Source organism: Brevundimonas sp. KH_060, assembly GCF_057838275.1.
The window spans coordinates 1385067-1402331 of sequence record NZ_CM174463.1; the positions used below are offsets into that span (position 1 = coordinate 1385067).

Consider the following 17265-nt stretch of genomic DNA (forward strand, 5'->3'; position numbering starts at 1 on the left):
TGAGTGCAGAATTCAGGAGTTCAGCCCATGCCGGCTTCCAACGATCCGACCCCACGCGCCGACGGCGCCCCTTCGCCTGAGGACATTACCGAGGGCCGCTCGACGCGCAGCAACCGCCTTGAAGGGGCCGCCGATGAGATTCTGGCGAGAGGCGCGCGTCCGCGTCCCTTGCGTCGGGCCGTGCGAGAGGATGCAGCCGAAGTGCGCGACTGGGCGCGTCATCGCGGCTCTCAGGCCTGCGAGGCGATTCGCGATGAGCCGATCCGCATGACGCTCTATGCGCTCGGGATCGGCGTTCTGATCGGCCTGCTGGCCGCGCGCTAGACCCTTATCGGTTCGGATCGAAACAATCCGAACAAGGGCGCGTCATCAACGACGTCAGGCCGGGCCGGAAGCCGGGCGCGCGATCGGCGCCGCCTGCATCGCCTGATCCGAGACGAAGGGGTTGCTGCGGCGTTCGGCCCCAAAGGTCGAATGCGGCCCGTGGCCCGGCACGAAGGTCACGTCGTCGCCCAGCGGCCACAGCTTGGTGGTGATCGCCGTCAGAAGGGCCTGATGGTCGCTGCGCGGAAAGTCGGTGCGCCCGACCGAGCCCTGGAACAGCACGTCGCCGACCTGGGCGAATCGGGCCTCGCGGTTGAAGAAGATCACATGGCCGGGCGTGTGGCCGGGGCAGTGGAAGACCTCCCAGGTCGTCTCGCCCAACGTCAGAACGTCGCCGTCGTCCAGCCACCGCGTGGGGGTGAAGCTGCGCGCTTCGGGCAGGCCGTACTTCTGGCCCTGGGTGGGAATCAGGTCGATCCAGAACTGGTCTTCAGGGTGCGGGCCGACGATGTCGAGGCCGGTCTTCTCCTGCATCTCGGCGGCGGCGCCGGCATGGTCCAGGTGGCCGTGGGTGATCCAGATGGCGTCCAGCGTCAGGCCCCGCCGCGCGACCTCTCCCAGAATGGTGTCGACCGAGCCGCCGGGGTCGATGACGGCGGCCTTCTTCGTCTGCGTGCACCAGACCGTCGTGCAGTTCTGCTGAAGCGGGGTGACGGGCGTGACGAAGACGCCGATGGGGGCTGAAGGCTGGCTCATGCGTCATGAGATAGCGGCCCGATGCTCACAAAGGAACCGCGTTGCGTTGACGTTTCGGCCCCTTCTCGACATAAGGGCGGGCTCCGAGGTGCCGCTCCCGAAAGGGGCGGCCCTGTTGCTTTATCCACCGCGCGCCTTTGCGGCGTCGCCACAGAGCGTCAGATATCCGACCATGCAAGTCGTCGAAAAGTCGAACGAAGGCCTCAGCCGCGTGATCGCGGTGACCATTCCAGTCGCTGAGCTGAATGAGAAGCTCGAAGCCCGCATCAAGGAAGTGGCTCCCCAGATGAAGCTGAAAGGCTTCCGTCCGGGCAAGGTGCCGGCCTCGTACGTCAAGAAGACCTTTGGCCGTGACTTCATGGGCGAAATCATCAACGCCTCGCTGAACGAGACCAGCCAGGGCGCTCTGGACGAGCTGAAGCTGCGTCCGGCCGCTCCGGCCGAGATGAACCTGACCTCCGACATGGACAAGGTCATCGCCGGTCAGGAAGACCTGGCCTATGAAATGTCGCTGGAAGTCATGCCGGAATTCACCCCGGTCGACCCCAAGACCCTGAAGCTGACCCGCCCGACCTATGAGGCCTCGGAAGAGGACCTGGACGAGGCGCTGAAGGAACTGGCTTCGCAAGCCAAGTCCTACGAGGACAAGAAGGGCAAGACGGTCAAGGCCGCCGACGGCGACCAACTGACCATCGACTTCCTGGGCAAGATCGACGGCGAGGCCTTCGACGGCGGCGCCGCCACCGACGCGGACCTAGTCATCGGCTCGGGCCGCTTCATCCCCGGCTTCGAAGAGCAGCTGAAGGGCGCGAAGGTCGGCGAAGAGAAGACCATCGAAGCGACCTTCCCGGAAGAGTACCAGGCCAAGCACCTGGCCGGTAAGGCCGCGACCTTCGACGTCACCGTCAAGGCCATCAAGGCCGAGGTCGAATCCACGATCGACGACGAGTTCGCCAAGCGCATCGGCCTGGAGTCGCTGGACCAGCTGAAGGAACTGCTGAAGTCCAACCTGAACCAGCAATACGCCGGCGCCACCCGCTTCAAGCTGAAGCGCGCCCTGCTGGACGTGCTGGACGAAGGCCACGACTTCGCCCTGCCGCCGAAGATGGTCGACGCCGAGTTCGAAGGCATCTGGGCCCAGGTTTCGGCCGACAAGGACGCCGGCCAGCTGCCGGAAGAAGACGCCAAGAAGTCGGAAGACGAACTGAAGGCCGAGTACAAGAAGATCGCCGAGCGCCGCGTGCGCCTGGGTCTGGTCCTGGCCGAGATCGGCCGCGCCAACAACGTCGGCGTGACGGATCAGGAACTGTCGAACGCCATCATGGCTGAGGCCCGCAACTATCCGGGTCAGGAAAAGATGGTCCTGGACTTCTATCGCCAGAACCCGAACGCCGCCGCCCAGCTGCGCGCGCCGATCTATGAAGAGAAGGTCGTCGACCTGATCGTCTCGATCGCCGAGGTGAAGGACGAAGCCATCTCCAAGGAAGAGCTGCTGAAGGAAGAAGACGAGGCCTGATTCTAGCTTCGGTCTTAGTCTGATGATGACCCCGCGCCATTCATGGCGCGGGGTTTTTCTTTTGGCGGGTTTCCGTGCCTGCGTACGGACGGATGGAATTTAAGCCTGCATCACGATCATTTTCTGATATCTATCGAACGGTGTTTCTCGAACGATATTTTTCAAGGGTGGGGTGATGGCGTTTCTGGCGATGCTGATGGGCTTGGCCTTGGCGGGGAGCGTGCCCCAGGAGCCGGAGACGGCTACCCAGGTTGAGGATGTCGTCGTGCAGGGAGGTCGCATCGACGAGCAGGTTCGGCATTTTATTGACGAGGTCGCTGCGCCTCCGACCGGGCGCGGGCCGGCGCGTTGGCGGGACCGAATTTGCGTGGGTGTCGCCAACATCAGGCGCGAAGAGGCTCAGTATGTTCTTGATCGCGTGTCCCAAGCCGCGCTCGATATCGGCCTTAATCCAGGCGAGCCGGGGTGCCGGCCCAACATCCTGATCATTGGCGCGTCAGACGGCGCCGCCATGGCGCGTGGGCTGGTCGAGACGCGTCGAAGCGTCTTCTTGCCCGGCGGATCAGGGATGAATCGCAGTCGAGCGGCGCTCACAGCCTTCCAGCAGGGCGATCGCGCCGTGCGTTGGTGGCACGTCAGCACGCCCACCGACTCGGACACGGGGCAGCGGGCTGCTCGCCTGCCGGATGAACGGGCGCCGATGATGAACTCACGCATCGGCGCCAGCCGACTAAGGACCGTCATTCGGAACGATCTGAGCTGGGTCGTCATCATCCTGGACTTGGTGCATGCCGAAGGTCTGAATTTTCAGCAACTTGCTGACTACGCCGCCATGGTGGCCTTGGCGCAGGTGGATCCCGACGCCGATGTAAACGGTTATGATTCTGTTCTGGGGCTCTTCGCAAACGCCGAAGTCCAAGGGCTTACAGACTGGGACAAGGCCTATCTGAAGGCGCTTTATGCAGCGGAACTCAATCAGTCGGCGGCGAGCCATCAGTTGGCAGAACTGCGGCGCCTGATGGCGCGGGATCGAAAACAGAATGAAGGCCTCGAGGTCGATGAGCCTTGAGGGCATGACTTCTCGATCTTTGCTGGTCTTGCGCACAGCCGCCTGGGTGGCGATATCTCCCTGCATACGGCGGTGACAGCGAGTCGCGTCGGCAGAATGTGAAGAAGGCTCCCATGCGCGATCCGATCGACTACATCTCCAACAACCTGGTGCCGATGGTGGTGGAGCAATCCAGCCGCGGCGAACGGTCGTTCGACATCTTTTCGCGTCTGCTGCGCGAGCGGATCATCTTCCTGACCGGCCCGTTCGAGGACGGTATGGCCTCGCTGATCTGCGCCCAGCTGCTGTTCCTGGAATCGGAAAACCCGAAGAAGGAAATCAGCATGTACATCAACAGCCCCGGCGGTCAGGTGACCTCGGCGCTCGCGATCTATGACACCATGCAATACATCAAGTCGCCGGTCTCGACCGTGGTCATGGGCATGGCCGCCTCGGCCGGGTCGCTGATCCTGACGGCCGGTGAAGCGGGCCAGCGCATCGCCCTGCCGAACGCGCGGGTCATGGTGCACCAGCCTTCGGGCGGCTTCCGCGGCACGGCGTCGGACATCGAGCGCCACGCCGAGGACATCATCGCCACCAAGCGCCGCCTGAACGAAATCTACGTCCAGCACACGGGCCGCACCTATGAAGAGGTCGAGCGCACCCTAGACCGCGACCACTTCATGACGGCGGAAGAAGCCAAGGCCTGGGGCATCGTCGATCACGTCTATGACAAGCGCACCCAGGCCGACGACGACGGCGTGAAGGCTCCATAAGCCTTAGACGCCGCTTCGGCTGCGACAATTTGCGAGGCGGGATCCGGCGACGGATTCCGCCTCGAATCGTGTTTGAGACTGGTTATCAGCGGAGAGGGCGCTTCAATGGCGATGCAGTGGAGAGACGACGGGTTCCGATATGGCGTCGTCACGCGCGTGCTGCACTGGGCGATGGCTCTGCTGCTGGCGTGGCAGTTCACGGGCATGGCGGTGAAGATCATCGTCGGCAAGGCGCCGATCACCGCCTTCTGGGTCGGCACGCATAAAGGGATCGGCGTCATCCTGCTGACCCTGATCGTGCTGCGCGCCCTGTGGGGCCTCTACAACATGAAGACGCGTCCGGCGCACGGCGGGGGCTTCTGGGGCCTAGCCGCCAAGGTCGGGCATCTGGCGCTCTACGCTCTGATGCTGATCGTCCCGGCGCTGGCTTTGCTGCGCCAATATGGATCGGGCAAGCCGCTGGATGTGTTCGGCGTGCGCCTGATCGACGGCGGCTGGGCCGAAGTTCCGTGGATGACCGCACCGGCCAACGCAGTCCACGGCCTACTGGCCTGGGTGCTGCTGGCGGCCATCGCGGGTCACATCCTGATGGTGCTGGTCCACCGCTTCATCTGGAAGGACGGCACGGTCAGCCGGATGATCGGCTAGCCTTGTTCAGCCCGCCGTCATCACCAGGGTGACAGCGGCCAGAGTGACAGCGTAAGGCGCAATCAGACGTCCAGGTCAGCCTGGGCGAAGCGGGCGTTTTCCTGAATGAACTGATAGCGGGCCTCGGCCTTGCGGCCCATCAGGCGCTCGACCAGATCCTCGATCTCTTCCTCGCTGTCGGGCAGGGAGACGCGCGCCAGGGTCCGCTTCTTCGGATCCATGGTGGTCTCCTTCAGCTGGGAGGCCATCATCTCGCCCAGGCCCTTGAACCGGCCGATCTCCACCTTCTTGCCCTTGAACACGGTGGCCAGCAGCTCGTCGCGGTGGGCGTCGTCGCGGGCGTATTCCGACAGCGGGCCTGCGCTGATGCGATAGAGCGGCGGCAGCGCCATGAACAGACGGCCCTGACGGATCGTCTCGGGCATGGAGCGGTAGAAGAAGGTGATCAACAGCGCCGCGATGTGAGCGCCGTCCACGTCGGCGTCGGTCATGATGACGATACGCTCATAGCGCAGGTCTTCGATGTTGAACCGGTTGCCCGGCTGAACGCCCAGCGCCAGCGCCAGATCGGACAGTTCGACGTTGGCGCGCAGCTTGTCCGCCGTGGCCGAGGCGACGTTCAGGATCTTGCCGCGCAGGGGCAGGATGGCCTGGGTGGTGCGGTCGCGCGCCTGCTTGGCCGAGCCGCCGGCCGAGTCGCCCTCGACGATGAACAGTTCGGTGCCCTCGGCGGCTTGCCGTGAGCAGTCCGACAGCTTGCCGGGCAGGCGCAGTTTGCGCGTGGCGGCGGCGCGCTGGACTTCCTTGTCCTTGCGGCGGCGCAGGCGGTCTTCAGCGCGGTCGACGACGAAGCCGAGCAGGGCGTTGGCCTGTTTCGGGCTTTCGGTCAGCCAGTGGTCGAACGGGTCGCGCAGCAACTGTTCCGTCAGGCGTTGGCCCTCTGGCGAGGACAGGCGGTCCTTGGTCTGGCCCTGGAATTCCGGATTGCGGATGAAGACGGAGATCAGGGCGCCCGCATTGGCGATGACGTCCTCGGCCGTGATCTGGGCGGCGCGCTTCTCGTTGATCAGCTCGCCGTAGGCTTTCAGCCCCTTGACCAGGGCGGCGCGGAAGCCTGCTTCGTGCGTGCCGCCGTCGGGGGTCGAGACGGTGTTGCAGTAGGAGGCGACGAAGCTGTCGGCGTCGCCGAAGCCGATCGGGGACCAGGTGACGGCCCATTCCAGCGCGCCCGCCTCGCCCTTGCGCTCGACGCGACCGGCGAAAACGGGGGTGACGGTTTCCAGCTCGCCCACGCGCTCGGCCAGGGCGTCGGCCAGACCGCCGGGGAAGTGCAGGGTCGCCTGGGCAGGGGTGGCGTCGGTGATGCGTTCCGGCGCGCAGGTCCAGCGGATTTCGACGCCGCGGAACAGATAGGCCTTGGCCCGCGTCATGCGGAACAGGCGAGCGGGCTTGAAGGTCGCGCCGGCGCCGAAAATCTGATCGTCCGGCTTGAACCGGATCAGGGTGCCCTTCTTTTTCGACGGCCCGACCTGCTGGATCGGCGCCTGCACATGGCCGCGGCTGAAGGACTGACGCCATTCGAAGCCGTCGCGCCAGACGGTAACGTCCAGGCTTTCCGACAGGGCGTTGACGACCGAGACGCCGACGCCGTGCAGGCCGCCTGAGGTCTCATAGGCCTTGCCCGAGAATTTGCCGCCCGAGTGCAGCACCGTCATGACGACTTCCAGCGCCGACTTGCCGGGGTGCTTGGGATGCGGGTCGACCGGAATGCCGCGCCCATCGTCGCGCACCGACAGATAGCCTTCGGCGTCCAGATCGACAGTGATCAGCTTGGCGTGCTTGGCGACGGCCTCGTCCATCGCGTTGTCGAGCACTTCGGCGAACAGATGGTGCAGGGCGCGTTCGTCGGTGCCGCCGATGTACATGCCGGGGCGCTTGCGGACAGGCTCCAGCCCCTCCAGCACCTCGATCGAGGAGGCGGAGTAGCCGGTGGCGGCCGCCGTCGCGGCGCTGGCGTGGGACGTCAGCTCGACCTTGGGCTGATGCACGGGTGGCGCAGGCTGGGCCGCAGCCGGAGGCGTCGCCGCAACGGGTGCGGGCGCAGGGGCGGCGGGCTTGGCCGGTTCGGCGTCGTCGAGATTGGAAAACAGGTCGTCCATCAGGGCATTTTGCGGCGATTCGGGGCAGGGTCTGGTAGGCTTCGAACACGGCGGGGGCAAGGCCCGCTTCAGGCTGTTCGATCGGAAGCCAGGTTGCGCGCCAAAACCGCGACGAACAGGGTCCAGGGCAGATCCTGGTGGCTCATCAAGACGCTTTCCGACACGCTGAGCAGCAGGAAGGCGGCCAGATAGGCCAGGCTCAAGTAACCTTCGCGTCGCCCCAGGCTATTCAGGCGGAACAGTATCGCAGTCGCCGTCAGAGCTATGACCGCGCCCACCAGCCACGTCCCCGTCCAGCCCAGTTGAACGCGCAGGTCCAACCAACCGTGGTGCGCCGAGGGCACGCGCCAGCCGGTCTCGTGACGAATCCACTCCATCGGTTCGGTATCCAGCACCCAGAAGGCGCCGTAACCATAGCCGAGCCAGGGTCTCTGCGCCGCCATGCGCTCGATCGCGGCCCAGATCTCGGTGCGGCCGGTCAGCGTCGGATCCTTGCCGAACAAGGCCAGAATTTCGACGGAGTACTGGCTCCAGACCCACAGGCTGATGACGGCGGTCAGCCCCAGGCTCCATACGATGACGACCCCGAACACCGGCCCCATGCGGGCGATCAAACGGCACATGGCGATCAGCCCGCCGCCCAGCATGGCCATGATCAGGGCGGTCTTGGACTGCGAGCCCAGCAGGGCCAGCGCGCAGACGCCGATGGCCGCCACGGCGATGCGTCGATCCTGCGGCGCGCCCGCGGCCAGCAGGGCCGAGGCGGCGATCAGGCCGACCGCCATGATCATTCCCATGTGGTTCTTTTCGTACCATAGGCCGCGCCACAACCCGGCGTTGGCGCTGTGATGGACGCCCAGACTCGGAAACAGGAAGACGGCGATCAGGCTGCCGATGCCGAGGGCAAGGAAGGTCCAGGTCAGCAGGCGCGGCAGTTCCGCGCCCTGGAATGCGATGCCGAGATAGATGGAGAAGCCGCCGGTCAGGGCCAGGGCCAGAACCCGTCGTTGGGTTACGTCCGGCGCTTGCGACCATAAGCCGGACGCCAAGGCCAGGATCACCATCAGCGCGAGCAGGATGAAGGCGGGCCAGGCCGCCGCCATCTGGCGCGCCCGAAACGCCATAAGTCCCAGTATGATCAGATAGACCGGCGGCCAGATCAGTCGAAGCGCCGGAAGTTCTTGCTGCTGCGGTGCAAAGATCGGTCCGATCAGCGCCCCGGTCAGAAGGAATAGGATGAAGGCCGCCGCGACCTGTTCCCAAAGGCGCGGCGCGACTGAGGATGTCTGAGGTTCTGGACGAACGGCGCGCACGGGCGCACGTTCGCGGAACAGGGTTAAGGAAGGGTGGGGCATGGCCGCCAGTCTGATGCGCGTTCGACGGCCCGGAGAGCATGCACGGGTCAGCTTTGTCGAGCTATTCTTCGATCTCGTCTTTGTCTTCGCCATCACCCAGGTCAGCCATCTGCTGCTGGCGCACCTGACGCCGCTGGGCGCGCTGGAGGCGGCCGTCTTGCTGGCGGCGGTCTGGTGGGTGTGGATCGACACCAGCTGGATCACCAACTGGCTGGATCCCGAGCGCGGTCCCGTACGGTTGATGATGTTCGCCCTGATGGCGGCGGGCCTGGTCATGTCGATGTCCCTGCCCACGGCGTTCGGCGACAGGGGATTGACGTTCGCTTGCGCCTTCGCCGCCATTCAGGTGGGACGCAGCCTGTTCACCCTGTGGGCGGTGCGCAGTTCGCCAGCGCAGAGGGCGAACTTCCAGAGGATATCGTTATGGGCCCTGCTGGGCGCCGTATTCTGGATCAGCGGCGGCCTGGCCGAGGGGCAGACGCGGCTGCTGATCTGGCTGATCGCCCTGGCGCTGGAGTTCACAGGCCCGGCTCTGGCCTTCTTCGTGCCGGGCTTGGGACGATCCAGCACGACGGACTGGGACGTCGAGGGCGCGCACCTGGCCGAGCGAGTCGGCCTGTTCGTCATCATCTGCCTGGGCGAGTCGATCATCATCACCGGAGCGACGTTTGCGGAACTGACGTGGACGGCGCCGGTGGTCGCGGCCTTCGTGTCCGCCTTCGTCACCACCATCGCCATGTGGTGGCTGTTCTTCAGCGAGGCGCACGAGGCGGGATCGGAAACCATCAGCCACGCCGCTGACCCCGGCGCCATCGCCCGAAGAACCTATACCTATTGCCCGATCATCGTGGTGGCGGGGATCGTGGTGACGGCGGTCGGCGATGAGCTGGCCCTGGCGCATCCGTTGGGCGTGGCGGGCGCGGCGAGTGCGGCCGTGCTGATCGGCGGTCCTCTGCTGTTCCTGCTGGGCACGGCCCTGTCGGTCTTCAGCATCTGGGGCAAGGTGGCGTGGCCGCGCGTGATCGGGGGGGCGGTTCTGGGAGCCGTTTTCCTGATCGGGCGACAGTGGTCGCCGCTGGCGCTGACGATGGCGTCGACCATTGTTCTGGTGGTGACGGGGCTGTGGGAGTCCTTCGCCCCGCGAGGGCAGCGCGCCTAGGGCGCCTTCTCCACGAAGGTGTCGATGACCTTCTTCTCGCCCGCCTTGTCGAAGCTGACCACCAGCTTGTTGCCCTCCACCGCACGAACGGAGCCATAGCCGAACTTCTGGTGGAACACTCGGTCGCCGCGCGCCCAGCCGGACGCCGCCTTGGGATCGGCCGTGGCGATCAGGCGGCCTTCGCCCTCGATCACGGCGCGGCGGGCGTAGGCGGGCTTGGGCGTCTGGGCGGCAGTATAGGTCTGGGCGCGCTTCCAGCCGGGGCTGGAATAGCCGCTACCGAAGGAGGGGGCCTCGTCCCAGCGGCTCTTGGCCTCCTTCATGCCGGTCGAGGCGCCGTAATAGCCGGTGTCCGACTGCGGCTCGACGTGGGCGATGGGCAGTTCATCGACGAAGCGGCTGGGCAACTGAGAGGTCCAGCGGCCATAGACCATGCGGTTGGCGGCGAAGCTGATGCGCGCGTCCTGCTTGGCGCGGGTGACGCCGACATAGGCGAGGCGGCGTTCCTCCTCGAGGCCCTTCACGCCCTTCTCGTCGATGCTCCGCTGGCTGGGGAAGACGCCTTCCTCCCAGCCCGGCAGGAAGACCAGCGGGAACTCCAGCCCCTTGGCGCCGTGCAGCGTCATGATCTGCACCGAGCCTGAACCGTCGGCGTTCTCGTCGCGGCGCTCCAGATCCATGACCAGTGAAACATGCTCCAGATAGGCCTGCAGCGTCTCGAACGACTGCATCGACTGGGTCAGCTCCTTGAGGTTGTCCAACCGCGTCTGGCCGCTGGTGCGGTCGGCCTTCTGCATGGCGGTGTAGCCGCTCTCGTCCAGCAGGGTCTCCGTCACCTGCCAGTGCGGCGTGCCCATGGCCATCAGGTCGCGCCAGCGGTCCAGATCGCGCACGAAGTTGGCTAGCGGCGTGCGGGTGCGGGCCTGAAGCTCGTCCGTGGTGATCAGATGGCGCACCGCCTGCATGGCCGAGACGCCATTCTCGCGCGCGATGTGAAGGATCTTCTGGACCGAGGTGTCGCCGATGCCGCGCTTGGGGACGTTGACGATGCGCTCGAACGCCAGATCGTCGTCCTCGGACTGGATCAGCCGCAGATAGGCGTGGGCGTCGCGGATTTCCGCCCGCTCGAAGAAGCGCGGCCCGCCGATGACGACATAGGGAATGGCCAGCATCAGGAAGCGTTCTTCAAACGCTCGCATCTGGAATGACGCGCGAACAAGAACGGCCATGTCCTTGTAATTCATGTCCTGCTTGCGCGCGGTCTCGATCTCGTCGGCGATCAGGCGGGCCTCGGCCTCGCCGTCCCAGACGCCGCGCACGCGCACCTTGTCGCCGCTGTCGTCCTCGGTCCACAGGGTCTTGCCCAGCCGGTCCTGATTGGCCGCGATCAGGGCCGAGGCGGCGCCGAGAATGTGCTTGGTCGAGCGGTAGTTGCGCTCCAGCCGGATGACCTTGGCGCCGGGGAAGTCGCGCTCGAAGCGCAGGATGTTGTCCACCTCGGCCCCGCGCCAGCCATAGATCGACTGATCGTCGTCGCCCACGCAGCAGACATTGCCGGTCGAGGACGTCAGCAGCCGCAGCCACAGATACTGGGCGACGTTGGTGTCCTGATACTCGTCCACCAGGATGTAGCGAAAGCGGCGACGATATTCCTCTGCCAGATCAGCATGTTTCGACAGAATGGTGATGTTGTGCAGAAGCAGATCGCCGAAGTCGCAGGCGTTCAGCGTCGCCAGTCGCGCCTGATAGGCGGCGTACAGCGCCGGGCCCTTGCCGTTGGCGAAGTCCTCGCCCGGCGGCAGCTTGTCGGGCGTCCAGCCGCGGTTCTTCCAGTGGTCGATCATATGGGCCAGCGACTTGGGCGTGAACCGCTTGGTGTCGATGTTGGCCGCTTCCAAAAGCTGCTTCAGCAGCCGCTCCTGGTCGTCGGTGTCCAGGATGGTGAAGCTGGACTTCAGCCCGACCAGCTCCGCATGGCGACGCAGGATCTGCGCCGCGACCGAGTGGAAGGTGCCCAGCCAGCGCAGCCCCTCGGACGACGGGCCGATCAGATGGCCGATCCGTTCGCGCATCTCGCGCGCGGCCTTGTTGGTGAAGGTGACGACCAGCAGTTCCCACGGCTTGGCCCGGCCGGTCGCCAGAATATGCGCCAGACGGGTGGTCAGGACGCGCGTCTTGCCCGTGCCCGCGCCGGCGAGCACCAGCACCGGCCCCTCGGTCGTCTCCACCGCCTCGCGCTGTTCGGGGTTCAAGCCCGACAGATAGTCGGGCGCCGTACCTTGCGGAGCCTGAGCGCGGGCGAGGTCGGAAATGCGGGGAGCGGGCAGGTCGGTCACAGGGGCGGATACTCGGGCGGCGACGGGGACGGGCGGGCGAGCCGCCGGAATCTCAAAGGGAGAACATAAGCAGCACAGCGACCAAAGTCAGTCCCATTCGCACGATCTGTGGTTGGAACCGTGAACAGCGAGCGCCGTTTTGCGGCTGACAGGGCAAGCAAGGGAGGAGCGTCTGATGGCGAACAGTTCCAGCGGCGGCGCGAACGTCGGCCTCGCCTTCATCGTGGGCGCCTTGGTGGTGGTCGTTGCTGTTCTGGCGTGGTTTCTGCTCGGGCGAGGCGGGCCGATGCGCCCGGAAACGCCCAACCTGAACGTGGACATCAATGTACCGGCGCCGCGCCTGCCCGAGGCGCCGGATCGTCCCGCGCCGCCCAAACTGCCCAGCCCGACCGAACCGCCGCAGGTGGCCGCGCCCGAGCCCAAGGCTTGAGGTCGTGAAGGTCGCCTTGAAGCGGGTCTATGAGCCGCCGTCGGATGCGGACGGCACACGTATTCTGGTGGATCGTCTGTGGCCGCGCGGGCTGAGCAAGGACCGGGCCCGCGTCGATCTGTGGCTGAAAGAGATCGCGCCGACGACGGCGTTAAGGCAGTGGTTCGCCCACGACCCGGCGAAATGGGATGAGTTCCAGCGGCGGTATCGGGCCGAACTGGACGGCAACCCCGACGCGGTGGCCGAACTGAAGGCGGAGCTGAAGTCCGGTTGCGTGACGCTCGTCTATGGGGCCAAGGACGAGGAACGCAACGATGCCGTTGTGCTGCAAGCTTATCTGACCGCGTCCTGACTCTTTAACCGCTCGTCCCGGCCTTCGCCGGGATGAGCGGGGCATGATTACTTCAGCCGATAGCTGATCGTCGTGACGACCCGCACCTTCTTGTTCGGGCTGCTAGCTTCATCGCCCGTACCGTCGCGCGACAGGATCTCGAACGAGCCCTGTCCCGCTGTCTTGATCGGCCCCAGAGGCGCGCCGGAATCCTTGGCGAACTGTTCGGCGCCGCTGCGGGCGGCGGCGGTGGCCTCGGCGATCATGGCCGGACGCACGTCGTTCAGTTTGGTGAAGATGTAGGACGGGCCGTTGAAGTCCTGCAGCACCACGCCCTGGCGCACTAGATCGTTCAGGTTGCGGGTCGTGGTCTGCACCCGATCCACGTCCGTGGTGCGCACGATCACGGTCTGGGTCAGGATGAAGCGCGGCCCGCCGGTCTGGCTGGCGTATTCGCGCGAACGGGTGTCGGCCACGCCCAACTGGCCCAGGTCCACGGCGTCGTCGGGATAGCCCTGGGCCTTCAGGAACTGGCGCACGATGGCCAGGTCGCCGTCGATACGCGCCTGCACCTCCGACAGCACGTCGCCCGAGGCGGTGAAGCGGACCGGCAGGACGGCCAGATCGGCCTTCACGTCCTTTTCGGCCAGGCCGCGCACGGTGACGGAGCGGTCGCCCGCGCGGGCGTTGACCACGCCCTGACCGATCAGGGCGCCGCCGCCGATCAGGCCCACGGCCACCAGTCCGCCGAAGACGGCGGCGGGGATCAGGCGGTTAGCGTTCGTATCGCTCATGACGTCGTCTCTTCTTCTGCGAAGCTGCGGTCGCCGCCGGTCCATTGCAGGGCCAGGATGCGGCAGGCGGAGGCCAGGGGACGACGGCCCCGCCAGTCGTCGATGCGGATCAGCAGGCCGGACCGGCTGAGCGCTAGTTCGGCTGCGATGGCGTCCAGCACGGCCCAGAACTCAGGCTCCAGCGCCACCGAGGTGGCGTGGCCGGACAGCAGCACCGATCGCTTGGCGAGGCCGCTCAAGGCTTAGCGCACGCCTACCATGACGATCTCGACGCTGTTCGGCGCGCCGCGCGTCAGCACCGAATGGCGCGTGTCCGTGGTGAAGCGCAGGGCGCCGGACGGATCGCGGATTTCGGCGCGGGCGGCGTATTCCATTCGGCTGTCGATCTTGTCGTTCGGCACCGACAGGGTGACGGCGTAGGGCGGGCCGCGACCGTCCAGGCGCTGAGTGGTCTCGGCGACGACGCGGGCAGGGGCGTCCATGCGGCTGACGTCTTCGACCCGGACGGTCAGAACGTGGCCCGGCGGCAGCATGATGCGCTCGCGATACCGGGCGCTGACCTGAACTTCAGTCATGTTGTCGGAAGCCTCCGGCAGGGTGGAGCAGGCGGCGGCCATCAGGGCCGGGGCCAGAACGAGGGGAGCGAGGAGCAGGCGCATCAGCGTATCCTTCATGAGCGGCTAGCTTAGCAGAACGCGCCAACGTCACATAAGGCTGCAACAGTTGAGAGACGCCGGGCATAAAGCGGTGCTATCGAAAGTTCCTGTTTCGTTTCGACCGAGTCGCCGGCGTGTCACAGTCTGAATCTCCTCATTCCGAAACCGCGTCGTCACGGTTTTCGTCGCCTGCCATGCTGGCCTTCGGCGGCGTCGGGATCTGCGCCCTGATCTGGGGCACGACCTGGTACGCCATCACCTTCCAGCTCGGCGCCGTCGATCCGGTGATTTCTGTGGTGCTGCGGTTCGGCATCGCCTCGGCCCTGCTGGCGCTGATCGTCAAGGCGACAGGCGGGCGGTTGGCCCTGACGCGCAGCCAGCATCTGGCGGCGCTGGGGCAAGGGCTGTTCTCCTTCGCCGTCAGCTACGCCTTCGTCTATGCCTCGGAGGAAAAGATCGCCTCGGCCGTTGTGGCGGTGATCTTCGCCGCCCTGGCCTTCCTGAACCTGATCCTGTTCCGCGTCGCCTCGGGTCAGAAAGCCGCCGGCGCCGCCTGGCTGGGCGCAGGGCTGGGCGTGGTCGGGGTCGGCGTCCTGTCTGCGGGCGAGGTGATGGGCGCAGGCCTGGGCGCCCATGCGGTCGCGGGCGTCAGCTTCGCCGTGATCGCCGTCGTCGCCTCGGCCTTCGGCAACTGGTTCGCCTGGCGCGGACAGCAGGCCGGCTCGCAGGTGCTGCCGTCGACCGCCTGGGCCATGGCCTACGGCACGGGGACGCTGACGCTGTACGCCCTGGTCACGGGCGTGTCCTGGTCGGTGGCGTGGAGCCCGGCCTATGTCATTTCCTTGCTGTATCTGGCGGTGTTCGGCTCAGTCATCGCCTTCGGCCTGTATTTCACCATCGCCCGCGCGAGGGGATATGCGACCGCCAGCTATATCTCGGCCCTGACGCCGCCGATCGCCATGCTGGTGTCGGTGATGTTCGAAGGGGCGCGCTTCGGCGTCCTGGCGCTGGTCGGTTTGGCTCTGGTGCTGGCGGGGCAGTTGTTCCTGATCCGCGCGCCGAAACGCTCGGCCGCCTGATCAGGCGGCGCCGGTCACGACCGGCGTATCGGCCCGCGCGCCCCATTCGGCCCATGAACCGTCATAGAGCCGAGACGGCCGCCCCAGAACGGCCAGACCAAGGGTCAGGATCGCCGCCGTCACGCCCGAACCGCAACTGGTGATGACGGGCTGGTCCAGATCCACGCCCGCCGCGTGGAAGGCCTCTTCCAGCGCCGCGCCCTGCTTCAGCGTCCCGTCCGCGTTCAGCAGGTTGGGGAAGGGAAGGTTGAGCGCGCCCGGCATGTGGCCGGAGCGCAGGCCGGCGCGCGGTTCGGGCGCTTCTCCGCGAAAACGCGCAGCGGCGCGCGCGTCGAGGATCTGCGAGCTCCCGCTCAGGGCGGCCCGCACCTGATCCAGGTCCGCAGTCGCTGCGACGTCGGGACGGGGCAGGAAGCAGACAGGTGCAAGCGCCGTGGAGGGGGTCTGAACCAGGTGACGCCCTTCGGAACGCCATTTGGGCAGCCCTCCATCGAGGACCTGGACATGATGCGCGCCCATTGTCCGCAGCATCCACCACACCCTTGGTGCAGAACGGATTCCTACGGTGTCGTAGACCACGATGTGGTTGGTCTCGCTCAGTCCCAAGGCGGCCATTCGGGCGGCGAACGCCTCGGCAGAGGGCATCATGTGGGGAAGATGAGAGTTCTGCTCAGAACTGGCTTCCAGATCGAAGAAGACTGCTCCCGGCAGGCGCTGGGCTTCGAAATCAGGCCGTCCGTCCCGTCCGTCGAGATGCCAACTGCCGTCCACGATGCGCAGCTTCGGATCCTCGAGCCGGGATTCGAGGTCAGCAGTAGAGATCAGCGGGGGATAAGCGGTCATATGATCATGCTACCACAATGCGCGAATATCAGGGCCTGTAGCCCCTGTGGTCAGGCGCTGAGTCGCCTTGTAGGTTGCGAAGCCGAGGGTTCGACGCCACCTGTCCGACTCAAAGTCGCGGCATAGGCCCGCGAACCGCCGTTGAAACCAGTCGAAAGCGCCGCCGTGACCTCTCCGAACGCCGTCATCACCCTGTCCGAAGGCCTCAAGACCCCCGTCGTCATCGGCGGCGGCGCCCGCATCGTCTTCATCGCCGGCCCGTGTCAGATGGAAAGCCGTCAGCACGCGCTGGAAACCGCCCATGCGCTGAAGGAGATTGGCGAGCGGCTGAACCTCGGCATCATCTACAAGACCAGCTTCGATAAGGCGAACCGCACCAGCGCCAGCGCCGCGCGCGGCATCGGCCTGAAGGACGCCCTGCCGATCTTCGCTGAAATCCGTGAAGTCACCGGACTGCCGACCCTGACCGACGTCCACTCCGAGGCCCAGTGCGGCCTGGTCGGCGAGGTCGTGGACGTGCTGCAGATCCCGGCCTTCCTGTCGCGCCAGACCGACCTACTGCTGGCCGCCGCCGCCACGGGCAAGGCCATCAACATCAAGAAGGGGCAGTTCCTCGCCCCCTGGGACATGAAGAACGTCATCGCCAAGGTCACGGGCGCGGGCAACCCCAACGTCATGGCCTGCGAGCGCGGCGCCAGCTTCGGCTACAACACCCTGGTCAGCGACATGCGCGCCCTGCCGATCCTGCGCGAGATCGGTTGCCCGGTGGTCTTCGACGCGACCCACAGCGTCCAGCAGCCGGGCGGGCAGGGCACCTCCTCGGGCGGCCAGCGCGAGTTCGTGCCGGTGCTGGCCCGCGCCGCCGTCGCGGTCGGCGTCGACGCCGTCTTCATGGAGACGCACGAAGACCCGGACAACGCCCCGTCCGACGGCCCCAACATGGTGCCGCTGAGCCAGTTCGAAGCCCTGGCCGCCGAACTGATCGCCTTCGACGACCTGGCTATCAAGCTCGGCCACAAGGGGCCGATGGCGAAGACGGCGTGAATCCGCTAGTT

Annotated in this window: 18 protein-coding genes; 10 read left to right on the forward strand and 8 right to left on the reverse strand. The window is 66.1% G+C overall.

The annotated features are described in order from the left end of the window. Positions 1 to 27: 27 nt before the first annotated feature. Positions 28 to 324 (forward strand): hypothetical protein, encoded by a 297-nt coding sequence (locus AC3IPP_RS06800; RefSeq protein WP_087138887.1) that lies wholly within the window; start codon positions 28 to 30, stop codon positions 322 to 324. 54 nt (positions 325 to 378) lie between these two features. On the opposite strand, the gene AC3IPP_RS06805 is transcribed toward AC3IPP_RS06800, so the two are convergent. Continuing rightward, the gene (locus AC3IPP_RS06805; protein WP_489150817.1) at positions 379 to 1080 is read right to left on the reverse strand and encodes an MBL fold metallo-hydrolase; all 702 of its coding nucleotides are present in this window, start codon (positions 1078 to 1080) and stop codon (positions 379 to 381) included. A gap of 172 nt (positions 1081 to 1252) precedes the next feature. On the opposite strand from AC3IPP_RS06805, the gene tig reads away from it, so the two are divergent. The 4 genes from tig to AC3IPP_RS06825 all read left to right on the forward strand — a co-directional run bounded on the left by tig (position 1253) and on the right by AC3IPP_RS06825 (position 5068). After that, a complete protein-coding gene (gene tig, locus AC3IPP_RS06810; RefSeq protein ID WP_489150818.1) occupies positions 1253 to 2596 on the forward strand; it encodes a trigger factor in 1344 nt (447 codons plus the stop codon). A 175-nt stretch (positions 2597 to 2771) separates the two neighbouring features. Next, on the forward strand, positions 2772 to 3665 hold the full coding sequence (locus tag AC3IPP_RS06815) for a hypothetical protein (protein ID WP_489150819.1): 894 nt from the start codon (positions 2772 to 2774) through the stop codon (positions 3663 to 3665). 113 nt (positions 3666 to 3778) lie between these two features. Continuing rightward, positions 3779 to 4420, forward strand: coding sequence for an ATP-dependent Clp protease proteolytic subunit (locus AC3IPP_RS06820; RefSeq protein ID WP_003165321.1), 642 nt, complete (start codon positions 3779 to 3781; stop codon positions 4418 to 4420). 111 nt (positions 4421 to 4531) lie between these two features. Continuing rightward, positions 4532 to 5068, forward strand: coding sequence for a cytochrome b (locus AC3IPP_RS06825; protein ID WP_489150820.1), 537 nt, complete (start codon positions 4532 to 4534; stop codon positions 5066 to 5068). A gap of 62 nt (positions 5069 to 5130) precedes the next feature. On the opposite strand, the gene AC3IPP_RS06830 is transcribed toward AC3IPP_RS06825, so the two are convergent. Together AC3IPP_RS06830 and AC3IPP_RS06835 are read right to left on the reverse strand one after the other, a co-directional pair. Then, a complete protein-coding gene (locus tag AC3IPP_RS06830) occupies positions 5131 to 7227 on the reverse strand; it encodes a DNA topoisomerase IV subunit B (RefSeq protein WP_489150821.1) in 2097 nt (698 codons plus the stop codon). A 68-nt stretch (positions 7228 to 7295) separates the two neighbouring features. Next, a complete protein-coding gene (locus tag AC3IPP_RS06835) occupies positions 7296 to 8582 on the reverse strand; it encodes an O-antigen ligase family protein (RefSeq protein WP_489150822.1) in 1287 nt (428 codons plus the stop codon). Here AC3IPP_RS06835 and AC3IPP_RS06840 point away from each other — a divergent pair. Then, complete coding sequence (locus tag AC3IPP_RS06840; protein WP_489150823.1) at positions 8581 to 9741, forward strand: low temperature requirement protein A; 1161 nt, start codon at positions 8581 to 8583, stop codon at positions 9739 to 9741. The genes AC3IPP_RS06835 and AC3IPP_RS06840 overlap by 2 nt on opposite strands. On the opposite strand, the gene AC3IPP_RS06845 is transcribed toward AC3IPP_RS06840, so the two are convergent. Then, the gene (locus AC3IPP_RS06845) at positions 9738 to 12077 is read right to left on the reverse strand and encodes an ATP-dependent helicase (protein WP_489150824.1); all 2340 of its coding nucleotides are present in this window, start codon (positions 12075 to 12077) and stop codon (positions 9738 to 9740) included. The genes AC3IPP_RS06840 and AC3IPP_RS06845 overlap by 4 nt on opposite strands. A gap of 175 nt (positions 12078 to 12252) precedes the next feature. On the opposite strand from AC3IPP_RS06845, the gene AC3IPP_RS06850 reads away from it, so the two are divergent. Continuing rightward, entirely contained in the window at positions 12253 to 12507 is a 255-nt protein-coding gene (locus tag AC3IPP_RS06850; RefSeq protein WP_087138896.1) for a hypothetical protein, read from the forward strand. 16 nt (positions 12508 to 12523) lie between these two features. Next, positions 12524 to 12859, forward strand: coding sequence for a DUF488 domain-containing protein (locus AC3IPP_RS06855; protein ID WP_489177454.1), 336 nt, complete (start codon positions 12524 to 12526; stop codon positions 12857 to 12859). 47 nt (positions 12860 to 12906) lie between these two features. Here AC3IPP_RS06855 and AC3IPP_RS06860 read toward each other — a convergent pair whose 3' ends face one another. From AC3IPP_RS06860 to AC3IPP_RS06870, 3 genes are read right to left on the reverse strand one after another with little or no spacing between them, the layout of a single operon-like run. Next, positions 12907 to 13632 (reverse strand): SIMPL domain-containing protein, encoded by a 726-nt coding sequence (locus AC3IPP_RS06860; protein ID WP_087138898.1) that lies wholly within the window; start codon positions 13630 to 13632, stop codon positions 12907 to 12909. After that, entirely contained in the window at positions 13629 to 13871 is a 243-nt protein-coding gene (locus tag AC3IPP_RS06865) for a ribbon-helix-helix domain-containing protein (RefSeq protein ID WP_087138899.1), read from the reverse strand. Before AC3IPP_RS06865 ends, AC3IPP_RS06860 begins: the two co-directional genes overlap by 4 nt. 3 nt (positions 13872 to 13874) lie before the next feature. Then, complete coding sequence (locus AC3IPP_RS06870; RefSeq protein WP_489150826.1) at positions 13875 to 14291, reverse strand: YbaY family lipoprotein; 417 nt, start codon at positions 14289 to 14291, stop codon at positions 13875 to 13877. 191 nt (positions 14292 to 14482) lie between these two features. Here AC3IPP_RS06870 and AC3IPP_RS06875 point away from each other — a divergent pair, with 191 nt between their 5' ends. Then, on the forward strand, positions 14483 to 15367 hold the full coding sequence (locus tag AC3IPP_RS06875) for a DMT family transporter (RefSeq protein ID WP_489150827.1): 885 nt from the start codon (positions 14483 to 14485) through the stop codon (positions 15365 to 15367). On the opposite strand, the gene sseA is transcribed toward AC3IPP_RS06875, so the two are convergent. Further along, positions 15368 to 16210 carry a 3-mercaptopyruvate sulfurtransferase gene (gene sseA, locus AC3IPP_RS06880; protein WP_489150828.1) on the reverse strand — a complete coding sequence of 281 codons (843 nt, stop codon included), beginning with the start codon at positions 16208 to 16210 and terminating at the stop codon, positions 15368 to 15370. Positions 16211 to 16351: 141 nt separating this feature from the next. On the opposite strand from sseA, the gene kdsA reads away from it, so the two are divergent. Next, a complete protein-coding gene (gene kdsA / locus AC3IPP_RS06885) occupies positions 16352 to 17254 on the forward strand; it encodes a 3-deoxy-8-phosphooctulonate synthase (protein ID WP_489150829.1) in 903 nt (300 codons plus the stop codon). Positions 17255 to 17265: the final 11 nt, after the last annotated feature.